Annotated in this window: 16 protein-coding genes; 7 read left to right on the top strand and 9 right to left on the bottom strand. The window is 70.4% G+C overall.

What is annotated here, in order from left to right; translation table 11 throughout:
- Positions 1–91: 91 nt before the first annotated feature.
- The 3 genes from FYC51_RS10655 to qcrB all read left to right on the top strand — a co-directional run bounded on the left by FYC51_RS10655 (position 92) and on the right by qcrB (position 2,554).
- On the top strand, positions 92–508 hold the full coding sequence (locus FYC51_RS10655) for a CBS domain-containing protein (RefSeq protein ID WP_148733511.1): 417 nt from the start codon (positions 92–94) through the stop codon (positions 506–508).
- 77 nt (positions 509–585) lie between these two features.
- Positions 586–789, top strand: a complete 204-nt coding sequence (locus FYC51_RS10650; RefSeq protein ID WP_148733510.1) for a hypothetical protein — start codon at positions 586–588, stop codon at positions 787–789.
- Positions 790–931: 142 nt separating this feature from the next.
- Positions 932–2,554 (top strand): cytochrome bc1 complex cytochrome b subunit, encoded by a 1,623-nt coding sequence (gene qcrB / locus FYC51_RS10645; RefSeq protein WP_148733509.1) that lies wholly within the window; start codon positions 932–934, stop codon positions 2,552–2,554.
- Here the strand turns inward: qcrB and FYC51_RS10640 are convergent.
- Both FYC51_RS10640 and FYC51_RS10635 read right to left on the bottom strand, forming a co-directional pair.
- The gene (locus tag FYC51_RS10640) at positions 2,551–2,778 is read right to left on the bottom strand and encodes a hypothetical protein (protein WP_148733508.1); all 228 of its coding nucleotides are present in this window, start codon (positions 2,776–2,778) and stop codon (positions 2,551–2,553) included. The genes qcrB and FYC51_RS10640 overlap by 4 nt on opposite strands.
- Positions 2,779–2,914: 136 nt before the next feature.
- Positions 2,915–3,127, bottom strand: coding sequence for a hypothetical protein (locus tag FYC51_RS10635; RefSeq protein ID WP_148733507.1), 213 nt, complete (start codon positions 3,125–3,127; stop codon positions 2,915–2,917).
- Between the two features lie 478 nt (positions 3,128–3,605).
- Between FYC51_RS10635 and FYC51_RS10630 the strand changes: the two genes are divergently transcribed.
- Complete coding sequence (locus FYC51_RS10630; RefSeq protein ID WP_148733506.1) at positions 3,606–3,983, top strand: YciI family protein; 378 nt, start codon at positions 3,606–3,608, stop codon at positions 3,981–3,983.
- 131 nt (positions 3,984–4,114) lie between these two features.
- Here FYC51_RS10630 and FYC51_RS10625 read toward each other — a convergent pair whose 3' ends face one another.
- From FYC51_RS10625 to FYC51_RS10615, 3 genes are all read right to left on the bottom strand, one after another.
- A complete protein-coding gene (locus FYC51_RS10625; RefSeq protein WP_148733505.1) occupies positions 4,115–4,513 on the bottom strand; it encodes a DUF7715 family protein in 399 nt (132 codons plus the stop codon).
- Positions 4,514–4,676: 163 nt separating this feature from the next.
- The gene (locus tag FYC51_RS19725; RefSeq protein ID WP_148733504.1) at positions 4,677–8,504 is read right to left on the bottom strand and encodes a rhamnogalacturonan lyase family protein; all 3,828 of its coding nucleotides are present in this window, start codon (positions 8,502–8,504) and stop codon (positions 4,677–4,679) included.
- Positions 8,505–8,661: 157 nt separating this feature from the next.
- Complete coding sequence (locus FYC51_RS10615) at positions 8,662–9,171, bottom strand: MarR family winged helix-turn-helix transcriptional regulator (protein WP_148733503.1); 510 nt, start codon at positions 9,169–9,171, stop codon at positions 8,662–8,664.
- Between the two features lie 101 nt (positions 9,172–9,272).
- On the opposite strand from FYC51_RS10615, the gene FYC51_RS10610 reads away from it, so the two are divergent.
- From FYC51_RS10610 to FYC51_RS10600, 3 genes are all read left to right on the top strand, one after another.
- Positions 9,273–10,283 (top strand): NADP-dependent oxidoreductase, encoded by a 1,011-nt coding sequence (locus FYC51_RS10610; protein WP_238476299.1) that lies wholly within the window; start codon positions 9,273–9,275, stop codon positions 10,281–10,283.
- Positions 10,284–10,463: 180 nt separating this feature from the next.
- A complete protein-coding gene (locus FYC51_RS10605) occupies positions 10,464–11,138 on the top strand; it encodes an O-methyltransferase (protein WP_148733502.1) in 675 nt (224 codons plus the stop codon).
- Between the two features lie 91 nt (positions 11,139–11,229).
- Complete coding sequence (locus FYC51_RS10600; protein ID WP_148733501.1) at positions 11,230–11,502, top strand: DUF1876 domain-containing protein; 273 nt, start codon at positions 11,230–11,232, stop codon at positions 11,500–11,502.
- Positions 11,503–11,645: 143 nt separating this feature from the next.
- Here the strand turns inward: FYC51_RS10600 and FYC51_RS10595 are convergent, their stop codons facing one another.
- The 4 genes from FYC51_RS10595 to FYC51_RS10580 all read right to left on the bottom strand — a co-directional run bounded on the left by FYC51_RS10595 (position 11,646) and on the right by FYC51_RS10580 (position 17,949).
- Entirely contained in the window at positions 11,646–13,238 is a 1,593-nt protein-coding gene (locus FYC51_RS10595; RefSeq protein WP_148733500.1) for an HNH endonuclease signature motif containing protein, read from the bottom strand.
- A gap of 73 nt (positions 13,239–13,311) precedes the next feature.
- The gene (locus FYC51_RS10590) at positions 13,312–14,919 is read right to left on the bottom strand and encodes a DUF3482 domain-containing protein (RefSeq protein WP_222863234.1); all 1,608 of its coding nucleotides are present in this window, start codon (positions 14,917–14,919) and stop codon (positions 13,312–13,314) included.
- A complete protein-coding gene (locus tag FYC51_RS10585; protein WP_148733499.1) occupies positions 14,916–16,394 on the bottom strand; it encodes a DUF2868 domain-containing protein in 1,479 nt (492 codons plus the stop codon). The genes FYC51_RS10590 and FYC51_RS10585 overlap by 4 nt, the downstream gene beginning before the upstream one ends.
- Before the next feature lie 430 nt (positions 16,395–16,824).
- Positions 16,825–17,949 (bottom strand): reverse transcriptase family protein, encoded by a 1,125-nt coding sequence (locus tag FYC51_RS10580; RefSeq protein WP_148733498.1) that lies wholly within the window; start codon positions 17,947–17,949, stop codon positions 16,825–16,827.
- Positions 17,950–18,109 lie beyond the last annotated feature (160 nt).

The raw sequence follows: 18,109 nt of genomic DNA, 5'->3' as shown, positions 1-18,109 counted from the left end.
CGCGTCAACCCCCGTGCCGTCGACGCCCGCGCTGGTTAGCCTGCCGGAACCGGATCCCAGACCCGACGGGACCCGGAGAGAGGACCGACCGATGACCGTCGCACGCGACCTCATGACCCCCGACCCGACGTGCGTGAAGGAGGACCAGACCCTCGTCGATGCCGCCCGCATGATGCGCGACCTCGACGTGGGCGCGCTGCCCATCTGCGGTGACGACGACCGTCTGCGGGGCATGCTGACCGACCGCGACATCGTGGTGAAGTGCATCGCCGACGGCGGCGACCCGAGCACGACCACGGCCGGCAGCCTGGCCGAGGGTCGTCCCGCCACGATCGGCGCCGACGACGACATCAGCGAAGCGCTCGAGGTGATGCAGAAGTACCAGGTGCGCCGCCTCCCCGTGCTCGACGGCTACGACCTCGTGGGCATCATCAGCCAGGCGGATGTCGCGCTGGCGCTCTCGGCGGAGGAGACGGGCGAGACCGTCGCCGAGATCTCCGAGGCCTGACGAGCACCCCCCGACCGGGCGACGCACCGAACGAACGACACCCGCACCGAATCCAGACCGAACGGAAGGAGCCGACCATGACCGACTCGCGCCTGCCTGATGACACGAGGCCGATCCCCGATGACGACGAGCGAGCGGATGCCGCGGACCGCGACGAGGACCGCGAGGACCAGCCGGGCCCCGCGGGCCCCGACACCCCGGGTGCGCCGACGAGCGCCGAGCCGATGACCGACTCGACCGACGGCGGCCTCGAAGGAGGCGACCCGGGCGTCGAGGAGTAGTCACGCACGGCACGTGGCCGGGGCGCATCGTGCGTCCCGGCCACGTTCATGCCACCACCGAGCGTCCCGGCACAAAAAGCGGGATGTCACAAATCGGCCCCCTCGCGCGTCGTATGGAGTGAAGGACGTTCGAGGAGCACGAATGCGAAACCACTCCATCACCGACCGCATCGCCGCACGCGTCGGAGCGGCGACCATCTTCGGCCGCCGCCTCACCGACGTCAGGGCGGAGGCCCGCCGACGACGCGTGCCGAGCCACTGGACGAACCTCTTCGGCATCGTCACCCTCGCGTGCATCGTGGTCGTGACGGTCACCGGCCTGTGGCTGATGTTCTTCTACTCGCCGTCGAGCGACACCGTCACCTACTCGGGCGGGTACGCGCCGCTGCACGGCGCCGAGGTGTCGAAGGCGTTCGCGTCGACCATGGCGATCACGTTCGACGTCCCGGGCGGCCTGCTCATCCGGCAGGCGCACCACTGGGCGGCGCTCCTGCTGCCCGCCGCGATCATCATGCAGCTCCTGACGACGTTCTTCACGGGTGCGTTCCGCCGTCCGCGTCGCGGCATGTGGGTGCTGCTGTTCCTGGTCTTCGTGAGCGCCCTCGCCGCAGGCTGGAGCGGCTACGCCCTCCCCGACGACCTGCTGTCGAGCACCGGCCTGCGCATCACCGAGGGCATCGCGCTCGGCATCCCGGTCATCGGCACCTGGCTCGCGTCGCTCCTGTTCGGCGGGTCGTTCCCGGGCCAGATCATCGAGCACCTGTATCCGCTGCACGTTGCCGTCTTCCCGGCGCTCCTCATCGCGCTGGTCGTGCTGCGCGGCCTCGCCGCGTGGCGGCACGGACCCCCGCAGTTCGCCGGACGCGGCCGCACCGAGCGGAACGTCGTCGGCGTCCCGCTGGTGCCGACCGCGGCCGCCCGTGCCGGCGGCCTGTTCCTCCTGGTCACGGCGCTCCTGCTGCTCGTCTCGGCGACGGTCACCGTGAGCCCGATCTGGCTCTACGGCCCGGCCGATCCCGCTGCGGCCGGCGCCGGCAGCCAGCCCGACTGGTACACGGGCTTCCTCGACGGCGCGCTCCGACTCGTGCCGCCCGACTGGGAGTTCGTCTGGCTCGGCCGCACCTGGACGCTCGCGATACTCGTGCCGCTCGCGGTCGTCGGCATCTACCTGCTCGCCGTCGTGGCGTACCCGTTCGTCGAGGAGTGGATCACGGGCGACCACCGCGACCACCACGTGCTCGATCGGCCGCGCAACACGGCGACCCGCACCGGCATCGGCGTCGCCGGGATCGTGTTCTACGGCGTCCTCTGGCTGGCCGCGAGCGCCGACCTCATCGCGACGCAGTTCTCGGTGAGCCTCGAGACCGTGATCGCCACGCTTCAGGCGGCGCTCCTGCTCGGCCCCGTCATCGGGTTCTCCGTCGCCCGTCGCGTCTGCCTCGGCCTCCAGCGCAAGGACCGCGACATCCTGCTGCACGGCTTCGAGACCGGACGCATCGTCCGCCTCCCGGGCGGCGAGTACGTCGAGGTGCACCAGCAGCTGGGCGAGTCCGAGCGCGCCCGCATCACGGTGACGGATGCCCCGCGCCCGCTGCAGCTCCGACCGAACGCGCGTGGCGCACTCACGCTCACCGAGCGGCTGCGGGTGCGGCTCTCGAGGTTCTACTTCGCGGATCGCATCGAGGTCGACACCCCGGAACTCGCATCGGGTGCCGACCCCCACGACACGGATGCCGCAGCCGACCTCGAACTGCGAGGGCGCTAGTCGCGCGGCGTGCGGTGACCGCCACCCAGATCGAGGTCGTCGCCGGTCTCGAGGTCTGGGCCGTCGCTCTCGGTGATGTTCGCGCCCTCCCAGAACGGGTCGACGCCGAGCTCCCGGTCGTGCTCGGCCTTCAGCCGCGCCTGCTCGCGCGCGCTGTCGGCGAATCTCCGTTCGTCAGGCGGATTCGGGACGGGGCCTCGACCCCGGCCCGTGGTGTCGCTCATGTCGCCTCCTCGGTCGATGCGCCCACGGTAACCCACGAGGCGCTCGGCCGCACGGGGCTATTCCGCGTCGAGCGGGCGGTGACGGATGCCGCGCGAGCGGCGCCGCCGCGCGCGGCCGCGCCGCACTGACGCTGCGTCAGTGGGCGGGCCGCATGGTCGACGCGGTGCGGCCGTCGTGCCAGAGCGCCGCGAGGCGGCGCAGCAGGCCCGACCGTGCGGCTCGCGCTGCCTGCTCGGCGCGGTCGGCGCGGCGGTCGGCGGCGTTGCGGCGGTGCTCGTTCACTCGTGCGGCGACGAGCTCGTCGTGGGTCTGCAGCGTCTGGGCGATGTAGCCGGCTGCGAGGTTCATGATCATTCCATTCGATCTGCGAGGGCGGGGGTCGCCGTCTGCATTCAGGTTCTTCGCTGAGGTGGTGGGTTCGGATCGGGCGATCGCCGTATCTTCCGAACGGTCGGTGGCGGGGTGCCTTACTGGGAGATGGTGGGCGTGCGGCGGTAGCCGTCGCGGCCGAACTGGACGACGGCCGAGGCGATCGCCGCGGCGGCGAGCGTCCCGAGCATGAGCATCGTTGCGAGCATTCGTGCACCTCCCTTCGAGTGAGTGCGGTGCGGGCGGAATCCCGCTGCACACCACACTCCTCTCGAAGCCACGCCGGCGAATCCGTGTGCAATACGGATATTCGCGCCGAGCACTACCGACGTTTGGGTACTCCACCTACTGAGAACGAATCCGCAGGTTCATCCGAACCGGATGTCGATCCGCGCGGTCTCCCGTTCGACGTCGGAGTGAGGGCGACCCTCCGGCGTCCCGGACGAGAGGATGAGCAATGACCCAGTACTTCCTGACCATGCCCCACGACGCGGCGACGGAGCCGACGATGGAGTCCATGCAGGAGTTCGACCCCGAGGAGCTCGCCGCGGTGATGGCCGCCGTCGAGGCCTTCAACACCGCACTCCAGGACTCGGGCGCCTGGCTGTTCGCGGGCGGCCTCCACCCGCCGTCGACCGCGAAGACCGTCGACACGTCGTCAGGTGAGCCGCGCGTGCTCGACGAGCCGTTCGTCGAGGCGCCCGCCTACGTCGGCGGCTTCTGGGTGATCGAGGCGCCCGACGAGGCCGCGGCGATCGACTGGGCGACCCAGGCATCGCGCGCGGTGCAGACGCCCATCGAGGTGCGCGCGCTGCAGGACCCGCCTGAGCTGTAGGCGGAATGCCACCTGGCTGAGTGGGAGTGGTGCGCAGCGGGAATCCCGCTGCGCGCCATCTCTTCGGGAGTCCGGAACTTCGGAACTTCGGAACCGTGAATACCGGGACAACACCGCCGGCCGGCCTCCGCTCACGCTCCTGCCGCCCGCCGCACGATCACCCGATCGACGAGACGCTCGACGATCGTGCCTTCGGCGAACATGCCGGCGATCGCCGTGAGGTTCCATGCCTCGGCCACAGGGTCGATGTCGCAACTGCAGCCCCACGAACGTTCGAACGCGTGCGTCGCGTCGAGGCAATCGACGAACGTGGCGAGATCGAGGCCCGGTACCGCGCGGACGATCGCCGTCGTCGTGACCCCACCGCTCGTCATGCCGCGAAAGGTGATTCCGCAGTTGCACCGACCGTACGGCCGGCGTCGACTACTCGGACACGGCTCGATCGCGTAGACGAACTCTCCGTCGACGCACCGCATGACGTCGGTCGATCTCGCGCCCTGGGCAACGCTCGTCGCGACGAGCACCTTCATGTTCCACACTCCGACCCCGGCACGAGCTCTGCGAGTAGTGGTCCTCACGGTAGGCGGAGCCACCGACATCAGAGGGGCCGCGACCGCGGTCCACACACACGAGGGGCCGAGCGCACCAGCGCCCGGCCCCTCGCCGCGACCGCAGTCGCGATGCCGCGAACCGCTACTTCACGGTCACCTTCAGCGGCTTCGACGCGGTCTCGCCGTTCGCGTTCGCGAACACCGCGACGAGCGTGTGCTCACCGGATGCCACGCCGCTGAGCGGCACCGACGCCGACTGCGCGCCCGGGGTCGCCGCCGTCAGCGATCCCGACCCGACCACGACGCCGTCGAGCTCGATCTGATAGAAGGTCGCGTTCGTGCCCCACCAGAGGTTCGCGGTGGCGGTGAACGACGACGCGCCCTTCTTCTGGTCGGTGCTCACGGAAGGCGTGCCCGGCGCGGCATCCGTCACCGTGACCGTGGTCGTGGTCGTGGCCGTCGCACCGATCGCGTTGACGAGCTCGCCCGTGTAGACGTAGGTGCCGTCAGGCTTGCCCTCGAACGAGACGCCCGAGGTCTGCGACATGCCGGCCGTGTCGCCCAGCACCCGAGTCGACACGAGCGCGCCGTTCTCGTAGAGCCGGAAGATCGTGCCCGGCGTGCCCCACCACAGGTTCATGACCACGTCGTAGTTTCCGTCGTGCAGGCCGTACTCCCAGCCGCTCGTGTTCGAGAGCGTGCCACGACCGGGTGCGGTCGCGGCATCCGATGACGGAACGACCAGCAGCTGCGACGAGGCCGTCGACGTGAGGCCCGCGTGGTTCGTCGCGGTGACCTCAACCGAGACGTCGCCCGCGATGCCGAGCTCCGCGAGATCCACGAGGCCGTCGGGTTGCACCGCGACACCGCCGATCGTCACCGACTGCGAACGGATGCCGCTCTCGGCATCTTCGATCGCGATGCCGAGCTGCAGCGGGGCATCCGACACCACCGTGCCCGAGGGCAGGCCCGAGATCACCGGTGCCGTCTCGTCGAGGCCCGGCGCGCCCACGTAGGCGATGGAGGCCGCGGGCGGCTCCGCCATGTCGGCGCCGATGAAGTACGACGGATTCGGCGGCTGGTTGTACGCCGAGTTCTGCCCGGCGACACCCACGCGGTACTGCGAGTCGTGCATCAGCGTCGGGATGCGGGCGTCCGTGGCATCCGTCGTCGTGTAGATGCGGATCGCGTCGCCGTCGGCGGTGCGGACCGCGAGCTCCTCGCGCCAGTCGCCGAACAGGTCGGCCTGGATCACGGGGTTGCCCTTGGTGGTGTTGTTCGTCAGCGTGCCGTCGAGGCGCAGCAGCAGCTCCGACGACTTCGTCGCGGGGTCCCACTTGGAGATCGTCGGCACGCCCGAGGCGTTCGCCTCGGAGTAGTCGTGGTCGGTGATCTCGCGGGTGAGGTCGCCGTCCCACCAGGTGACGAAGTTCGCGGCCGGGATGTCGGTCGAGAGCACGTCGCCGGATGCCGCGTTGAGCGTGCCGACGCGCGAGTTCCACGCGTAGTCGCCGCCGATGTTCCACGCCTCGGCGCCCGGGTGCGACGGGTCGATGTCGGCCGCGGTGCCGCGTCCGGTGTCGCGGTTGCCCGAGTTCGACCAGAGGATCTGGCCGGTCTCGGCGTCGCGCATCGACGCGATCCTGCCGCCGTTGCCGCTCGGCGTCTCGTGCACCGCGTAGACCTCGAGGCCCGCGCGGTCGGTGACGAAGTCGCCAACGTGCAGCGCGTCGCCGTGCAGGAGGCGCGTGTTGTAGAGCGGTGTGCCGTCGTCGTCGATGGTCATCGAGCCGAACACGATCTCGTCGAGGCCGTCGCGGTCGACGTCGGCGGGCACGAACTGGTGGTTGCCCTGGCCCTCGTAGGTCGATCCGGCCTGGTTCGAGTCGAACGTCCAGCGCTCGACGAGCTGTCCGTCGACGAGGTCCCATGCCACGATCACGGTCCGCGTATAGTACCCGCGGCTCGTGATGAGCGACGGGTGCTCGCCGTCGAGGTACGCGACGCCCGCGAGGAAGCGGTCGACGCGGTTGCCGTAGGTGTCGCCCCAGGCGCCGACCGACCCGCGGCCCGGCTTGTAGTCGACCGTGTCGATCGCCGCGCCCGTCGTGCCGTCGAAGACCGTGAGGTACTCGGGCCCGCTCAGGATGTAGCCGCTCGAGTTGCGGTAGTCCTTCGTCGCGTCGCCGATCACGGTGCCAACGCCGTCGACCGTGCCGTCGGCGGTCTTGAACGCGACCTCCGAGCGTCCGTCGCCGTCGAAGTCGAACACCTCGAGCTGCGTGTAATGCGCGCCGGCGCGGATGTTCACGCCGAGGTCGATGCGCCACAGGCTTGTGCCGTCGAACTCGACCGCCTCGGCGTAGACCTTGCCGGTGTAGCCCGACTGCGAGTTGTCCTTCGAGATCGACGGGTTCCACAGGAACACGAGCTCGTACTCGCCGTCGCCGTCGACGTCGCCGACCGTGCCGTCGCCCGGCCAGTAGGTGACGGTCTGGCCGTCGGGCAGGGTCGCGGGGGCGGGCTTGTCCAGCGGGATGTCGAGGTACTGGTCGCTCCAGACCTGCACGTCGTCGGCGACGGTGATCTCACGGGCCGCGTCGCCCTCGCCCTGGAGGGCGGTGATCAGGTACGTCGACTCGGTCGTGCCCTCATCGTCGACGAGGTTCGTCGCACCGGTGATGGGCTCGTCGTTGACGAGGTCGCCGTCGCGGTACACGTTGAACCCGAGGTCGCGGGCGTCGAGGCCGAGCAGGCGCCAGCCGAGGTACACACCCTCGTCGGTCTGCACGGCGACGGGCGCGCGGTCGAGGTACTCCGCCTGCCGCACGAGCGTCGTCGCAACCGCGGTCGCATACGTCCCGGATGCCGCGGACGACCCGCCCGCGTTCAGCGCCACGAGCTGGTACAGGTACGGCCGCGTGGTGAGCACGTCGGTATCGGTGAACGTCGGCTCGGTCGTGGTGCCGACCTGCTCGAACGGGAGGTCGGCCCGCGTCGTGCGGAACACCTTCCACTGCAGCGCGTCGCCCGCGTCGGTCCAGCTCAGGGTGACGCTGTTGCGGTCGATCGCGGCGGTCTCAATGCCGGTCGGCGTCACGGGCTTCGCCACGTCGGGGTCGACGACGGATGCCTCGACGCGCTCGCCCGGCTTCGAGACGCGTGCGTCCTTCACGGTCGCCAGGGCGTAGTCATAGCTCTCGCCGAGGGCGACGCCCGTGTCGGTGAAGCTGGTCGTCGCGGCATCCGTCACCCGGCCGATCTCGGCGAGCTCGCCGCCCGGTGCCGAGCGGAAGATCGCGTAGCCCGTGGCCTCCGCCACCGGCTGCCAGTCGAGCGAGATGTTCTCGTCGACCGCGTCGATGTCGGTGGCCTGCAGGCCGGCCGGCGCGGGCAAGGGGGTCTGCACGCGGATGCCGTTGATGCGTCCGTCGCCGCCCGTGACGCGGATGTTCAGCTGCCCGTCGGCGACCGCGACAGCGGGGAAGTACGCCTCGTGGATCACGCCCGTGCTCGTGCGCGGACCCGCATAGGCGGTGCCCTCGATGTCGAAGTTCGTGCCGTTGCCCGCGATGAGGTCGCCGGCCCACGTGGTCACCTCGTACGTGCCGTTCGGCACGTCGACCGCGAACGCCTGGTTGTTGGCGATGGTGAAGTCGCGGCGCAGCAGGTCGTCGCCGCCGCGGTCGCGGAAGCCGTTGGACGCGGGCGTGGTCGTGAATCCGTAGCCCTGCGTCGCGTTGTAGGTGGTGCCGGGGTGCACGCCGATGAACCCGGCGGCGACCGGCGTGGTCGGGCCGCCGAAGTCGAAGCTGACATCGACGGATGCCGCGGCCGCCGTCGCCCCGGCTCCTGCGGGCTCTTCGGCGGCGGCCGGTGATGCGGTGAGCGCGGCTCCTGCAACGAGTGCGGCGCCGGCGAGCGCGGCGATGATCGGCCGCGCGCGGCCATGTCGGACGTCTGGACCCACTGGATCTCCTTCGATCGATGCGTGGTGGTGCTCGGTGGGTGCAGCGTCCGTGCGCGCCGCGGTGATTGGGATCGAGACAATGTGGGAAAGCGCTTTCTCGATGAATCGCCTCAATCCTGACTCACGACACTGAGGTGCGTCAAGCGACGCGTCGTGGTTACGCCTCGGCGCTTCGGGTCGGAGCCCGGCGAGCCGAGCGAGGCGGTCGCGAACGCAGGTGCCGGGCGACCTGTCGGAGCAGGCGCGTGAGCTCGTCGCGGTCAGCGCCGTCGAGCGCATCGACGATGACCTCGCGCACCTCGTCGGCGTGGCCGGGGAGGACGCGCGCGAGCACCGCGGCACCCGTCGGGGTGAGCGTCACGTTCACGCCGCGCTCATCCTGCTCCGACGGCACGCGGGCGACGAGCCCCGCCTGCTCGAGTCGATCGACCTGGTAGGTCAGGCCGCTCCTGCTGTGCACCAGCCGGTCGGCGAGATCGGTCATGCTGCGTGGCGATGACGGGTCCTCGCCGAGGATCGCGAGGATCTGGAACTGCACGAAGCTGAGCCCTCCGTCACGCCGCAGTTGGCCCTCCACGCCGTGCTGCACGAGGGCGCTCACCTCGAGCAGCGCGAAGTACACGCCGAACTCCCGGGGCAGGATCGGCGGAACGATGGGGTCCGACATGCCCGAAGCCTATCCACCCATTTGGTTCGAATTGGAAATAGCTGGCGAGTGGCGCGCGTTGTCGACGGCGAAAGGTAGTTCGAATTCGAAGGAGATACTCCATGACCATCTCAGACACGACGCGCGGCCTGAACCCGACCACGATCGGACCCGCCACGATGCGCGCTGTCCAATACACCCGGTACGGCCGCCCGGAGGTGCTCGAGACCGTCGAGGTTCCCCGGCCGGCACCGGGTCCCGGCGAGGCGCTCGTCCGGGTCGCCGGCACGACGTTCAACCCGGTCGACGCCACCGTCCGCGCCGGCTACCTGACGGAGGTGTTCCCCGTCGACCTGCCGCACGTGCCGGGCATCGATGTCAGCGGCACCGTGGTCGCGGTCGGCGAGGGTGTCCCCGTCGACCTGATCGGCCGCGGCGTCGTCGCGTTCCTGCCGATGACCGGGCCCGGCGCGTCCGCGGAGTACGCGACCGTACCGGCCGAGCTGATCGCGCCTGCGCCCACGACGATTCCGCTCACGGATGCCGCTGCACTCGCCTCGAGCGGGCTCACCGCCTGGCAGGCGATCGTCGAGGAGGCCGGCGTCCACGCCGGTCAGCGGGTGCTCGTGAACGGTGCCGGCGGCGGAGTCGGCAGCTTCAGCGTGCAGCTCGCAGCCGCAGCCGGCGCGACGGTCGTCGCCACCGCCAGCGCCCGGAGCCGGGATGCGGTCGCGGCGCACGGCGCCTCCCAGGTGATCGACTACACGACGACGCCCGTGGCTCGGGCCGTGACCGAGCCGGTCGACGTCGTGCTGAACCTCGTGCGCACGTCGCCCGAGGAGACCGCGGCCCTCGTGTCGCTGGTGAAGCCCGGCGGCGTCTTCATCTCGACGACGACGCCCGGCGTCGAGCCGGCAGGCGCCGACGTCCGCACTGTAAGCCTCTTCGTGCGCAGCGATGCCGCGCAGCTGGCGCGTCTGGCGCAACTCGTCGACGCCGGCGACCTGCGGGTCGACGTGAGCGCGCGCTATCCGCTCGAGGAGCTCGCCACGGTGCACGGTTTGGGTGAGGCCGGCGAGCTCCGCGGCAAGGTGGTGCTCTCGCCGACGCGCGCCGGCGGTGACCAGTCGTAGGCCGAGGTGATCGGACCAGGTGCAGCCGGCCGTGGGCTGCACCTGGTCATCGCCGTCCCAGGTCGCAGAGGGTGACACATCTCCGTGCCGCCCCTGCGGGAGGTCGGTTGACGGACCGTCGTCCGCGTCGACGACCGGCTTCGCGTTGACGACCGGCCACGCCGCGAGGAGGCTGGCCGCATGGCTGACTCCACTCCGCAGAACTGGCGCCGCGTCGACGACTACCTCGCTGCGACCCTGCTCGACGATGACCCGACGTTGACCGCAGCCCGCGCGGACTCGGATGCCGCGGGCCTCCCCGCCATCGAGGTGACCCCGGTCGCGGGCAAGCTGCTCAACCTGCTCGCGCGCATGACCGGGGCGCGCCGCGTGCTCGAGATCGGGACGCTCGGCGGCTACTCGACGATCTGGCTGGCGCGCGGCATCCCGAGCGATGGTCGCGTCGTGACGCTCGAGCTGCTGCAGAAGCACGCCGATGTGGCGCGCGCCAACCTCGAGCGGGCGGATGTATCGGAACGTGTCGAGATCGTCGTCGGGCGGGCGTCCGACACGCTGCCGCGCCTCGCCGAGCGCGGCGACGAGCCGTTCGACCTGGTGTTCATCGACGCCGACAAGGAGTCGAACACGATCTACCTCGATTGGGCGATCCGGCTGGGGCATCCGGGCACCGTCATCGTCGTCGACAACATCGGCCGCGCGGGCGACGTCGCCGACCCGGGCAGCGAGGACTCGATGGTCGTCGGCACCCAGCGCGGGCTCGAGCTGTTGGGCAGCGACCCGCGGGTGGATGCCACGGCGCTGCAGACCGTGGGCGCGAAGGGGTGGGACGGGCTGGCGATCGCGGTCGTCGTGTAGGGGGCGTCGGCATCGCATCTTGACCCTCGCCGCGCGTGCGACACGTGGGTACGCTGAGCGTGGAACCAGACCGGGGAGGGTGGTGAGTTCCATGTCTGCGACGAAGCACTGGGACATCACCGTCGACATCGACGAATTCGACGAGGACACCACGTTGGCGCACGTCAGCGTCCGCACGCCCGCAGGTCAGGAGGTGACCGGCGTGGGGCAGGCGCAGCGCAATCCGCTCGATCCGAGCGTGCACGAGATCGGCGACGAGCTCGCCGTGTCGCGCGCGCTGCGCAACCTCTCGGAGCGCCTGCTGCACACGACGGAGAAGGACATCGCCGGCGTCACCGGCGAGTCGGCGCACCTGCATCGGTAGCGCCGGGCGGCGCGATCGTCGAGCAGCCTCTGCGGTCCGGCGTCTCGTCCACGTCGGCACGACGCGGCACATTCACGCGGCGGCGCGGGCGCGTGCGTGCGGTCAGTGCGAACCGCTCGCGCCCACTGCCAGGGGCGCGCTGATCACGCGGTCGCGGAGCCCACGAGCGCAGGCGCGGAAGCGTGCCTACCCGCGTTGCGGGCTCGCCTGCGCACGGCGAGATGCTCGCGGGCGAGGTGATCGGGAGCCGTGTTGCCCGGTCGCGGGCGCTGGTCGGGATCGAGGTGGGGCGGAGGGACGAACCAGCTGCGCCCCTCGCGGATGAGGATCTTCCAGCCGTCGCCGTGCACCCGGTGGTGGTGATGCGCGCACAACATGATGCCGTTGTCGAGGTCGGTCGGTCCGCGATCTCGAGTCCACCAGTCGATGTGGTGCGCCTGCGTGTGCGACGGCGGTCGGGGGCATCCGGGCCAGGCGCAGCCGCCGTCGCGAGCGATGAGCACGGCCCGCTGCGCCGAGTTGAACAGCCGGAGAGAGCGCCCGAGCTGCACCTTCTCGCATCCGTCAGCCATGAACAGGGGGGAGATGCCCGCCGACATGGCCAGTTCACGGGCGGTCTGGATGGACACCGGCTGGTCGACACCGTCGATCGTTGCGTGCCCGCGGCCGGACGCCAGGGCGTCGGCGTCGACGCGCGCGATGACCGTGGCCGAGCGCAGCGCCGGAGGCGCCTCGGGGCTCGAGAGGGAGAGTCGCGCGATGTCGGCGAGCGCGTCGGCGTTCATCTGGGCGATCGATCGGTCTTCGGCGAACAGCGGATCGGGTGCGGTAGCGCCTGCAGTCGCGTCGGATGCGGCGGCGCCTGCCGTCGCGTCGGATCCCGACATGCCGGCCGCCGGTGAACCCCCGGTCGCAGACGCTCCGGCCTCGCCGGCGTCACCGTCACCCGCACCGAATCCATGCCGCGCATCCCGCGCAGCATGCAGCTCGGCACCGACGAGCGTCTCGATCGCCAGCTTGATCGGTGCGCCGGTCGCGGGGTCGAACGCGCCGCGGAGGTTGATCATGCCCGCGGCATCCTGCCAGATCTTGAGCGAGCGCGCCGAACGCAACTCGTCTTCGCGCGGCTTCACTCCGTCGGGGTCGAGGTAGGCCTCGAGCTGCCGGATGAGCCGCTGCGTGCCCTCGACACCGATGCTCGGCGCGCGTTCGACGAGGAGCGTCTCGGCCTCGCGCAGGTCCTCACGGTCGGCGCGAGGAGCCACATGGTCGAGGAAGCGCCGGATGACGTCGGCGACCTCGATGCTCACCGACCCCGCCTCGAAGGCGGCGGCGAGGTGCGGATGCCGCGCCGGCAGGACCTCGCCCGTGAACGTCGCCCGGTGCGCCGTGGCCTCGCCGATGGACACCAGCCGCGCGGCATCCGTGTAGCGACCGCCCGTGGCCTCGACGATGAGACGCTCGGCCGACGCGAACCCGTGCTGCTTGGCCACATCGGTCTCGTCGCCCGTGCGCGAGCGCGCCGCGAGTTCGGCCGCGCAGCGCGCCTGCAGCACCTGGACGCGCCGCTGCACGCGCGCGAGCGCCTCGGTGACACGCACCAATCCGGCATCGCCCATGAGTCGCACATCGGACTCGGTGTCGGCGGATGCCCCGAGCAGCGCGCCCGACCACACGCCCGCCAGCTCGGCCTGCAAGGCCTCGAGCGACTGGAGCGCGGCGGGCGATTCGGACATGCTTCATTCTCCCATCGGAGGCTCGGTGATGGGGAGAAATGTTCGAACTGTGGAGAACTTTCCGAAGCCGAGATTAGTAGATTTGATCACCAAGAGGTGGCGGCTCGAGCGCCCCCGGGTACAGCTCGTCGAGCAGCCCGAGCGCCAGGTCCTCGAGCACCTCCTCGAGCTCTCGCTGCAGCACCTCCTCGCCCTCGCCGCGGCGCGACCAGATCACCGCGAGCCGATCGCCCTCCGCGACCACCGCGTCGACGACCATCGGACGCCAGTGCGGCGGGTACTCGCCCTGCCGCCAGGTGCCGCGCCCGCGTCCGTAGTGCGCGACGGCGAGGTACCGCAGCAGCGCCGACGTCACGAGCCCGTCGAGGAACGCCTCCTCCCACCGCAGGCTTGAATCGCTACGTCCGCGCACGACATTGACGCCGCGCGCGACACCCGCGCCGCCGAGCGCACCGAGGATCGCGCCCGCGACCATGCCCGCCCCGAACGTGAGCCCACCCGCGAGCAGGTCGGCGCCGAGCCCCGTCAGCGCCCCAGAGACGACCCCGCCCACCGCGGCGGTGCGGGTCTCGTCGAGCGGCGCGTCCATGCGGATGTCGCCCGCCACCCGCTCGAGCACCTCGTCGGCCGCGCGTCCCTCGAGCCCGTGGATCGCGATGAGCCGCTCCATGCTCTGACGCAGGTCGGCCTCCAGCCGAGCAGCCAGATCGGATGCCGCATCCGCTCGGGCCTGCGTGCGCGCCGGACTCGGCAGGCCGAGCGACCCGCCGACCTTCTTCGGCAGCGTCGGCTCGGTCGGCAACGTCTCCCGATCGACGGCGGCCCGCGCGATCGGCCCGGCGAGCGCCCCCACAGCCGAGGAGAACGCGGACATCCGCAGCTCCCGCCACGCCTCCGACAACCGCGCGAACGCCGGCCGCGAGGCATCCGGAACCAGCGGTTCGATCGCCCGGAACAGCGTGAACTCCTGCACCCAGCAGCGGGCGAACGCGTCGAAGGCGAGCACCTCGCGCACATGCCCCGAGGAGGCGAGCGCGGCGCGCCACCGCGCGGCATCCGCTGCCTCAAGAGAGCGCTCGCGCCGCGGACCGGTCTGGTTCAGCAGCACGAGCACGGGCTTGCCGATCCACTCGAGCACCTCGAGCTCGGGCGCGAGGTAGCCGGCGTCGGCGGGCGACTCGGACGCGTTCACGAGGTAGAGCACCACGTCGGTCTGCTCGGCGACGTTGCGCACCGCGAGCTGGCTGAGCCACAGGGCGCGGTCCTGGTAGCGGTCCCACACCTGCGAGAGGAACCACCCGATGGGGTTACGGTCCTGCCGCAGCCGGCGCGCGAGCCGCACGCTGTCGCCGAAGCCCGGGGTGTCCCACAGCGTGAGCAGGTCGCCGTCGGTCGTCTGCACGAGCGGATACGGCGTCGCCTCGGCGGTGACGTGCGGGGCGTCGCGCACCTCGCCGACGTCGCGTCCGAGCAGCGTGCGCGCGAGCGTCGTCTTGCCCGCATTCGTGTGCGAGATGAGCGACAGCGACACGGCGCCGGCGTCGAGGCCGGGCACCTCCGCCGCCGGTGGTCGAGTAGCGCCCGGCGGAGCCGGACGCGTATCGAGACCCCTGCCCACGTCTCGATACGCGTCGCCTGCGGCGGCGCTACTCGACGACCGCGAGAGCTCGCCCCCGCTCACCCTCCCCGCCTCCCGTCGCTGTCATGAACGGATGCCGCATCCCCAAGCTCCGCCTCAGCCGCCGCCAGATCGGGCGCACCGAGATCCACGAACACCGCACGCCCGCCGTGCGCCTCGACCAGCTCGCGCCACGCCGCCCGCCGCTCCTCGCGCCGCTGCGCATCCTGACCCCACCGCGCCAGGAACCCCGACTCATCCACCAGCACGGCGCTTCCACCGGATGCCCCGCCACGCCCACTCCCCGACCAAAGCTCGGTGAGGAACGCCCCATGCGCATCCTCCTCCGGCGTCGCCGTGAGCCCGAACAACGCGACTCGCACCTCGGACCCGCCGCCCGCGGCATCCGTCGCCGGACTCAACCACTCGTCATCGCCCCACCCGACGGGCTCGTCGATCGTCGCGACCGCGTTGCCGTACGCCCGCGCGAGGATCGCCTCGAGCCCCGCCCGGGCTTCGGGCGTGAGGGTGTAGCTGTACGGGATGACGCGCACGCGCGTCGCTTCGCCCACCCACCCGGCGACGAGCCGGCGGTAGTACGGTTCATCGAGCGGCAGCCGCACGCGCCTCGCGCGGCGCCGCTCGACCAGCCCGGCCACGAGGGCGAGAACGAGCCGCGGCACGATGACGACGACGGCGACCGTGCCGGCCATGAGGTGCATCCACATGGCGGCGTTCTCGCTCGCGGGCGCGCGGATCGCCTCGATCGCGGCGACGTCGGGCACCGGGATGCCGGTGATCCACGAGCCCGGCGCGAGCGTCACGCTCAGCAGCGCGTGCACCTGCTCGGCGCCGAGGAACGTGCTCTCCCACGACGCGCGGTACTCGAACGCGAGCCCGCGCAGGTAGAGGCCGGCGATCACGCCGAGCGCGGTCGCCGCGGCGGCGAGGTGCAGCACGCGCGCGGCGCGCGCAGAGTAGAGGGGAGCGGCGACGCGCGCCCACTCGCGCGGAAGTGCGGCGAGCATGGTGCGCCGGGCGGCGGTCGCGGCATCCGTCGGCTCGCTACGAAGCGGTGCTCGCACCGACGCGACCCGGATGAGCAGCGACCGCACCGGACCCGCCGCGCCGCGCCCGAGCACCAGCGGCCGCACGAGCAGCCAGACGTACACGACCAGGTTCCACGCGACGAGCGCGAACACCGGCGGCGCGAGCAGGTTGATGCTCGACCCGCCGCCGATGCGGTCGATGACCACGCCGAACAGGAACGCCGCGATCACGGTCACGACGCCCACCCACGGCCGCCATCGGATGCCGCGCACGGTGCGCGTCACGGCCGGCTGGCGCGTCCCGATCCGCTCGAGCACGAGCTGCGCCCGCCGCCCGAGGAACTCCTCCGCGCTCGCCCGCTCCCCCACGATCGTCGCGGCCGCCCGGCTCGCCCACTCGCGATCGGCATCCGCCCACAGCACGCGCTCGCGGTCAGCCGTCTCGACGGCGCGCGCCGCGGTTGTGTCGAGGGCGGCCGACTCGTCCATATGTTGGGGAGTCTATGGCCGGCGAGATGGTGCCGCCGAGGTCTTGCGGGAGTTCCCGGGGAACTGCGGCCAGAACCATCGACGAGTCAGCCCGCAGTGAGGCCCGGGCGGGGCCCGACCAGACCGTGACAGTCGTGGCGACGAGCTCGCGGTCTGCGCGCACTGCGCAACCTCGCCGCCCGGCTGCTGCATACCAGTGAGAGGACATCGGCGGCGTCATGTGGGAGTCGAACGCACCCGCATCGGCATTTGTGCGGCACGGCAAGGGTTACCTTCTGTGAACGTATGTCGCTGCCTCCAGCGGATGCCATACGGTGGCAGCACCATCGGACCTAGTTGAACGCCGGCATAACTGCGAGCCGGCGGCTCCGGGCGCGGGGTTAGAAGTACATCACCTGCTACCTATGAAGGCGCGGGAAAATGCGCCCAACTAGACCCGCTGAATCGCGCTCAGAAGTCCCGCCCCACTTAACACGTGATTGAAGCGTGAGCGCCACACCATCGCTCGGTCTCGTTCGACGCCAAGCGCGAACGAGATCCAGCCGTCGAGGTGATCTACGAACGAGAATACGGAGTCGAATCCGCGATGGGCCGCATGTTCCGCCAGCCCGAACTTCTCGCACGCTCGAATATGCACCTCAATCCTTCTCCGGTGTTCGGGAAGGAGCCGAACGGAATCATCGACAAGCAATCCCAGCACGACTCGACGAGCGCCAGGTGGCACGATTCGCGATTTATTCCGATGCGGAGAGAACCCGGCGGCACGCGTCAAGCCTGAAACCCGACGGATCACGTTGACCGCATCCACACGACGGAACGCAGCGTGACTTGAGAACATTAAGTCGTCAGAGTAACGCGTATAGGTGAGGCCGGCTTCCAGCGCAAAGGACTGTATTAGCCGGTCCAGTCGAGTGGCGGCGGCGTTTGCTAACTGACCGCTAGACGGGCCACCCTGGGGTAGAACGCCTTCGGCATCTACAGAGTATGCGCGGATCGTTCGGTTCCCAGCCAGCCAAGGTGCGTACCGTGCGTTCTGCGCTCGAGTGGTTATCCTCGCCAGCTCAAAGGAGACGAGCTTTGCATACCCAAGTCGGCGAAAGACCCGGTACACCGAGGTTTCGGTGACTGTGCCGAAGAAGTCATGTAGATCCATCTTCACCATCCAACTGGCCCCGGCGTGCTGCTCAGCACAGTGCACTATGGAAGTACCTGGACGGTACGCGAAGCTCGCCGGGTGCGTCGGCGTCCGTTCCAGAAGATGCTTCAAGATCCATCGTTGAACATCCATCAGAATGGGTTCCGGCGCCGAGATTGGCCGCGTTCCGCCGTCTGCCTTTGGGATGGCTACATCCTGGTATGGGTCGCGAGTGCGGCTGACGACCTCTCGCAGGTAGGTGTAGCTGGCTCCCGTTTCATGGGCGAGATGCGCGAGGGAGAGCAACGGATATGCTCCCTGCGCTCTTAGGCGTGCTCGCTCGTCCGCAGCGCGCTCGAGAACGTCCGGATCAACACCGAGCGCAATCCCGTCGCGGTAATAGAGGTGAGGAGGGCGCATGTTCACTTACCCTTCGACCCGGCAGGGTCACGCAGGTCTGGATGGGAAGGCCCCGAGTCATCGAGGACAGGAACTTGCCATCCAGCTCCACGCGTAGCCTCGGCTCGTCCTACGGTCGTGGTTAGCCAGGACCTACGGGCGCAACACTGTGGTTGCGCCC

This window comes from Agromyces mariniharenae (assembly GCF_008122505.1).
In the GTDB taxonomy this organism is placed as follows: domain Bacteria; phylum Actinomycetota; class Actinomycetes; order Actinomycetales; family Microbacteriaceae; genus Agromyces; species Agromyces mariniharenae.
Note: the sequence above shows the minus strand (reverse complement) of the source record. Positions and strands in the feature narration are given on the sequence as shown.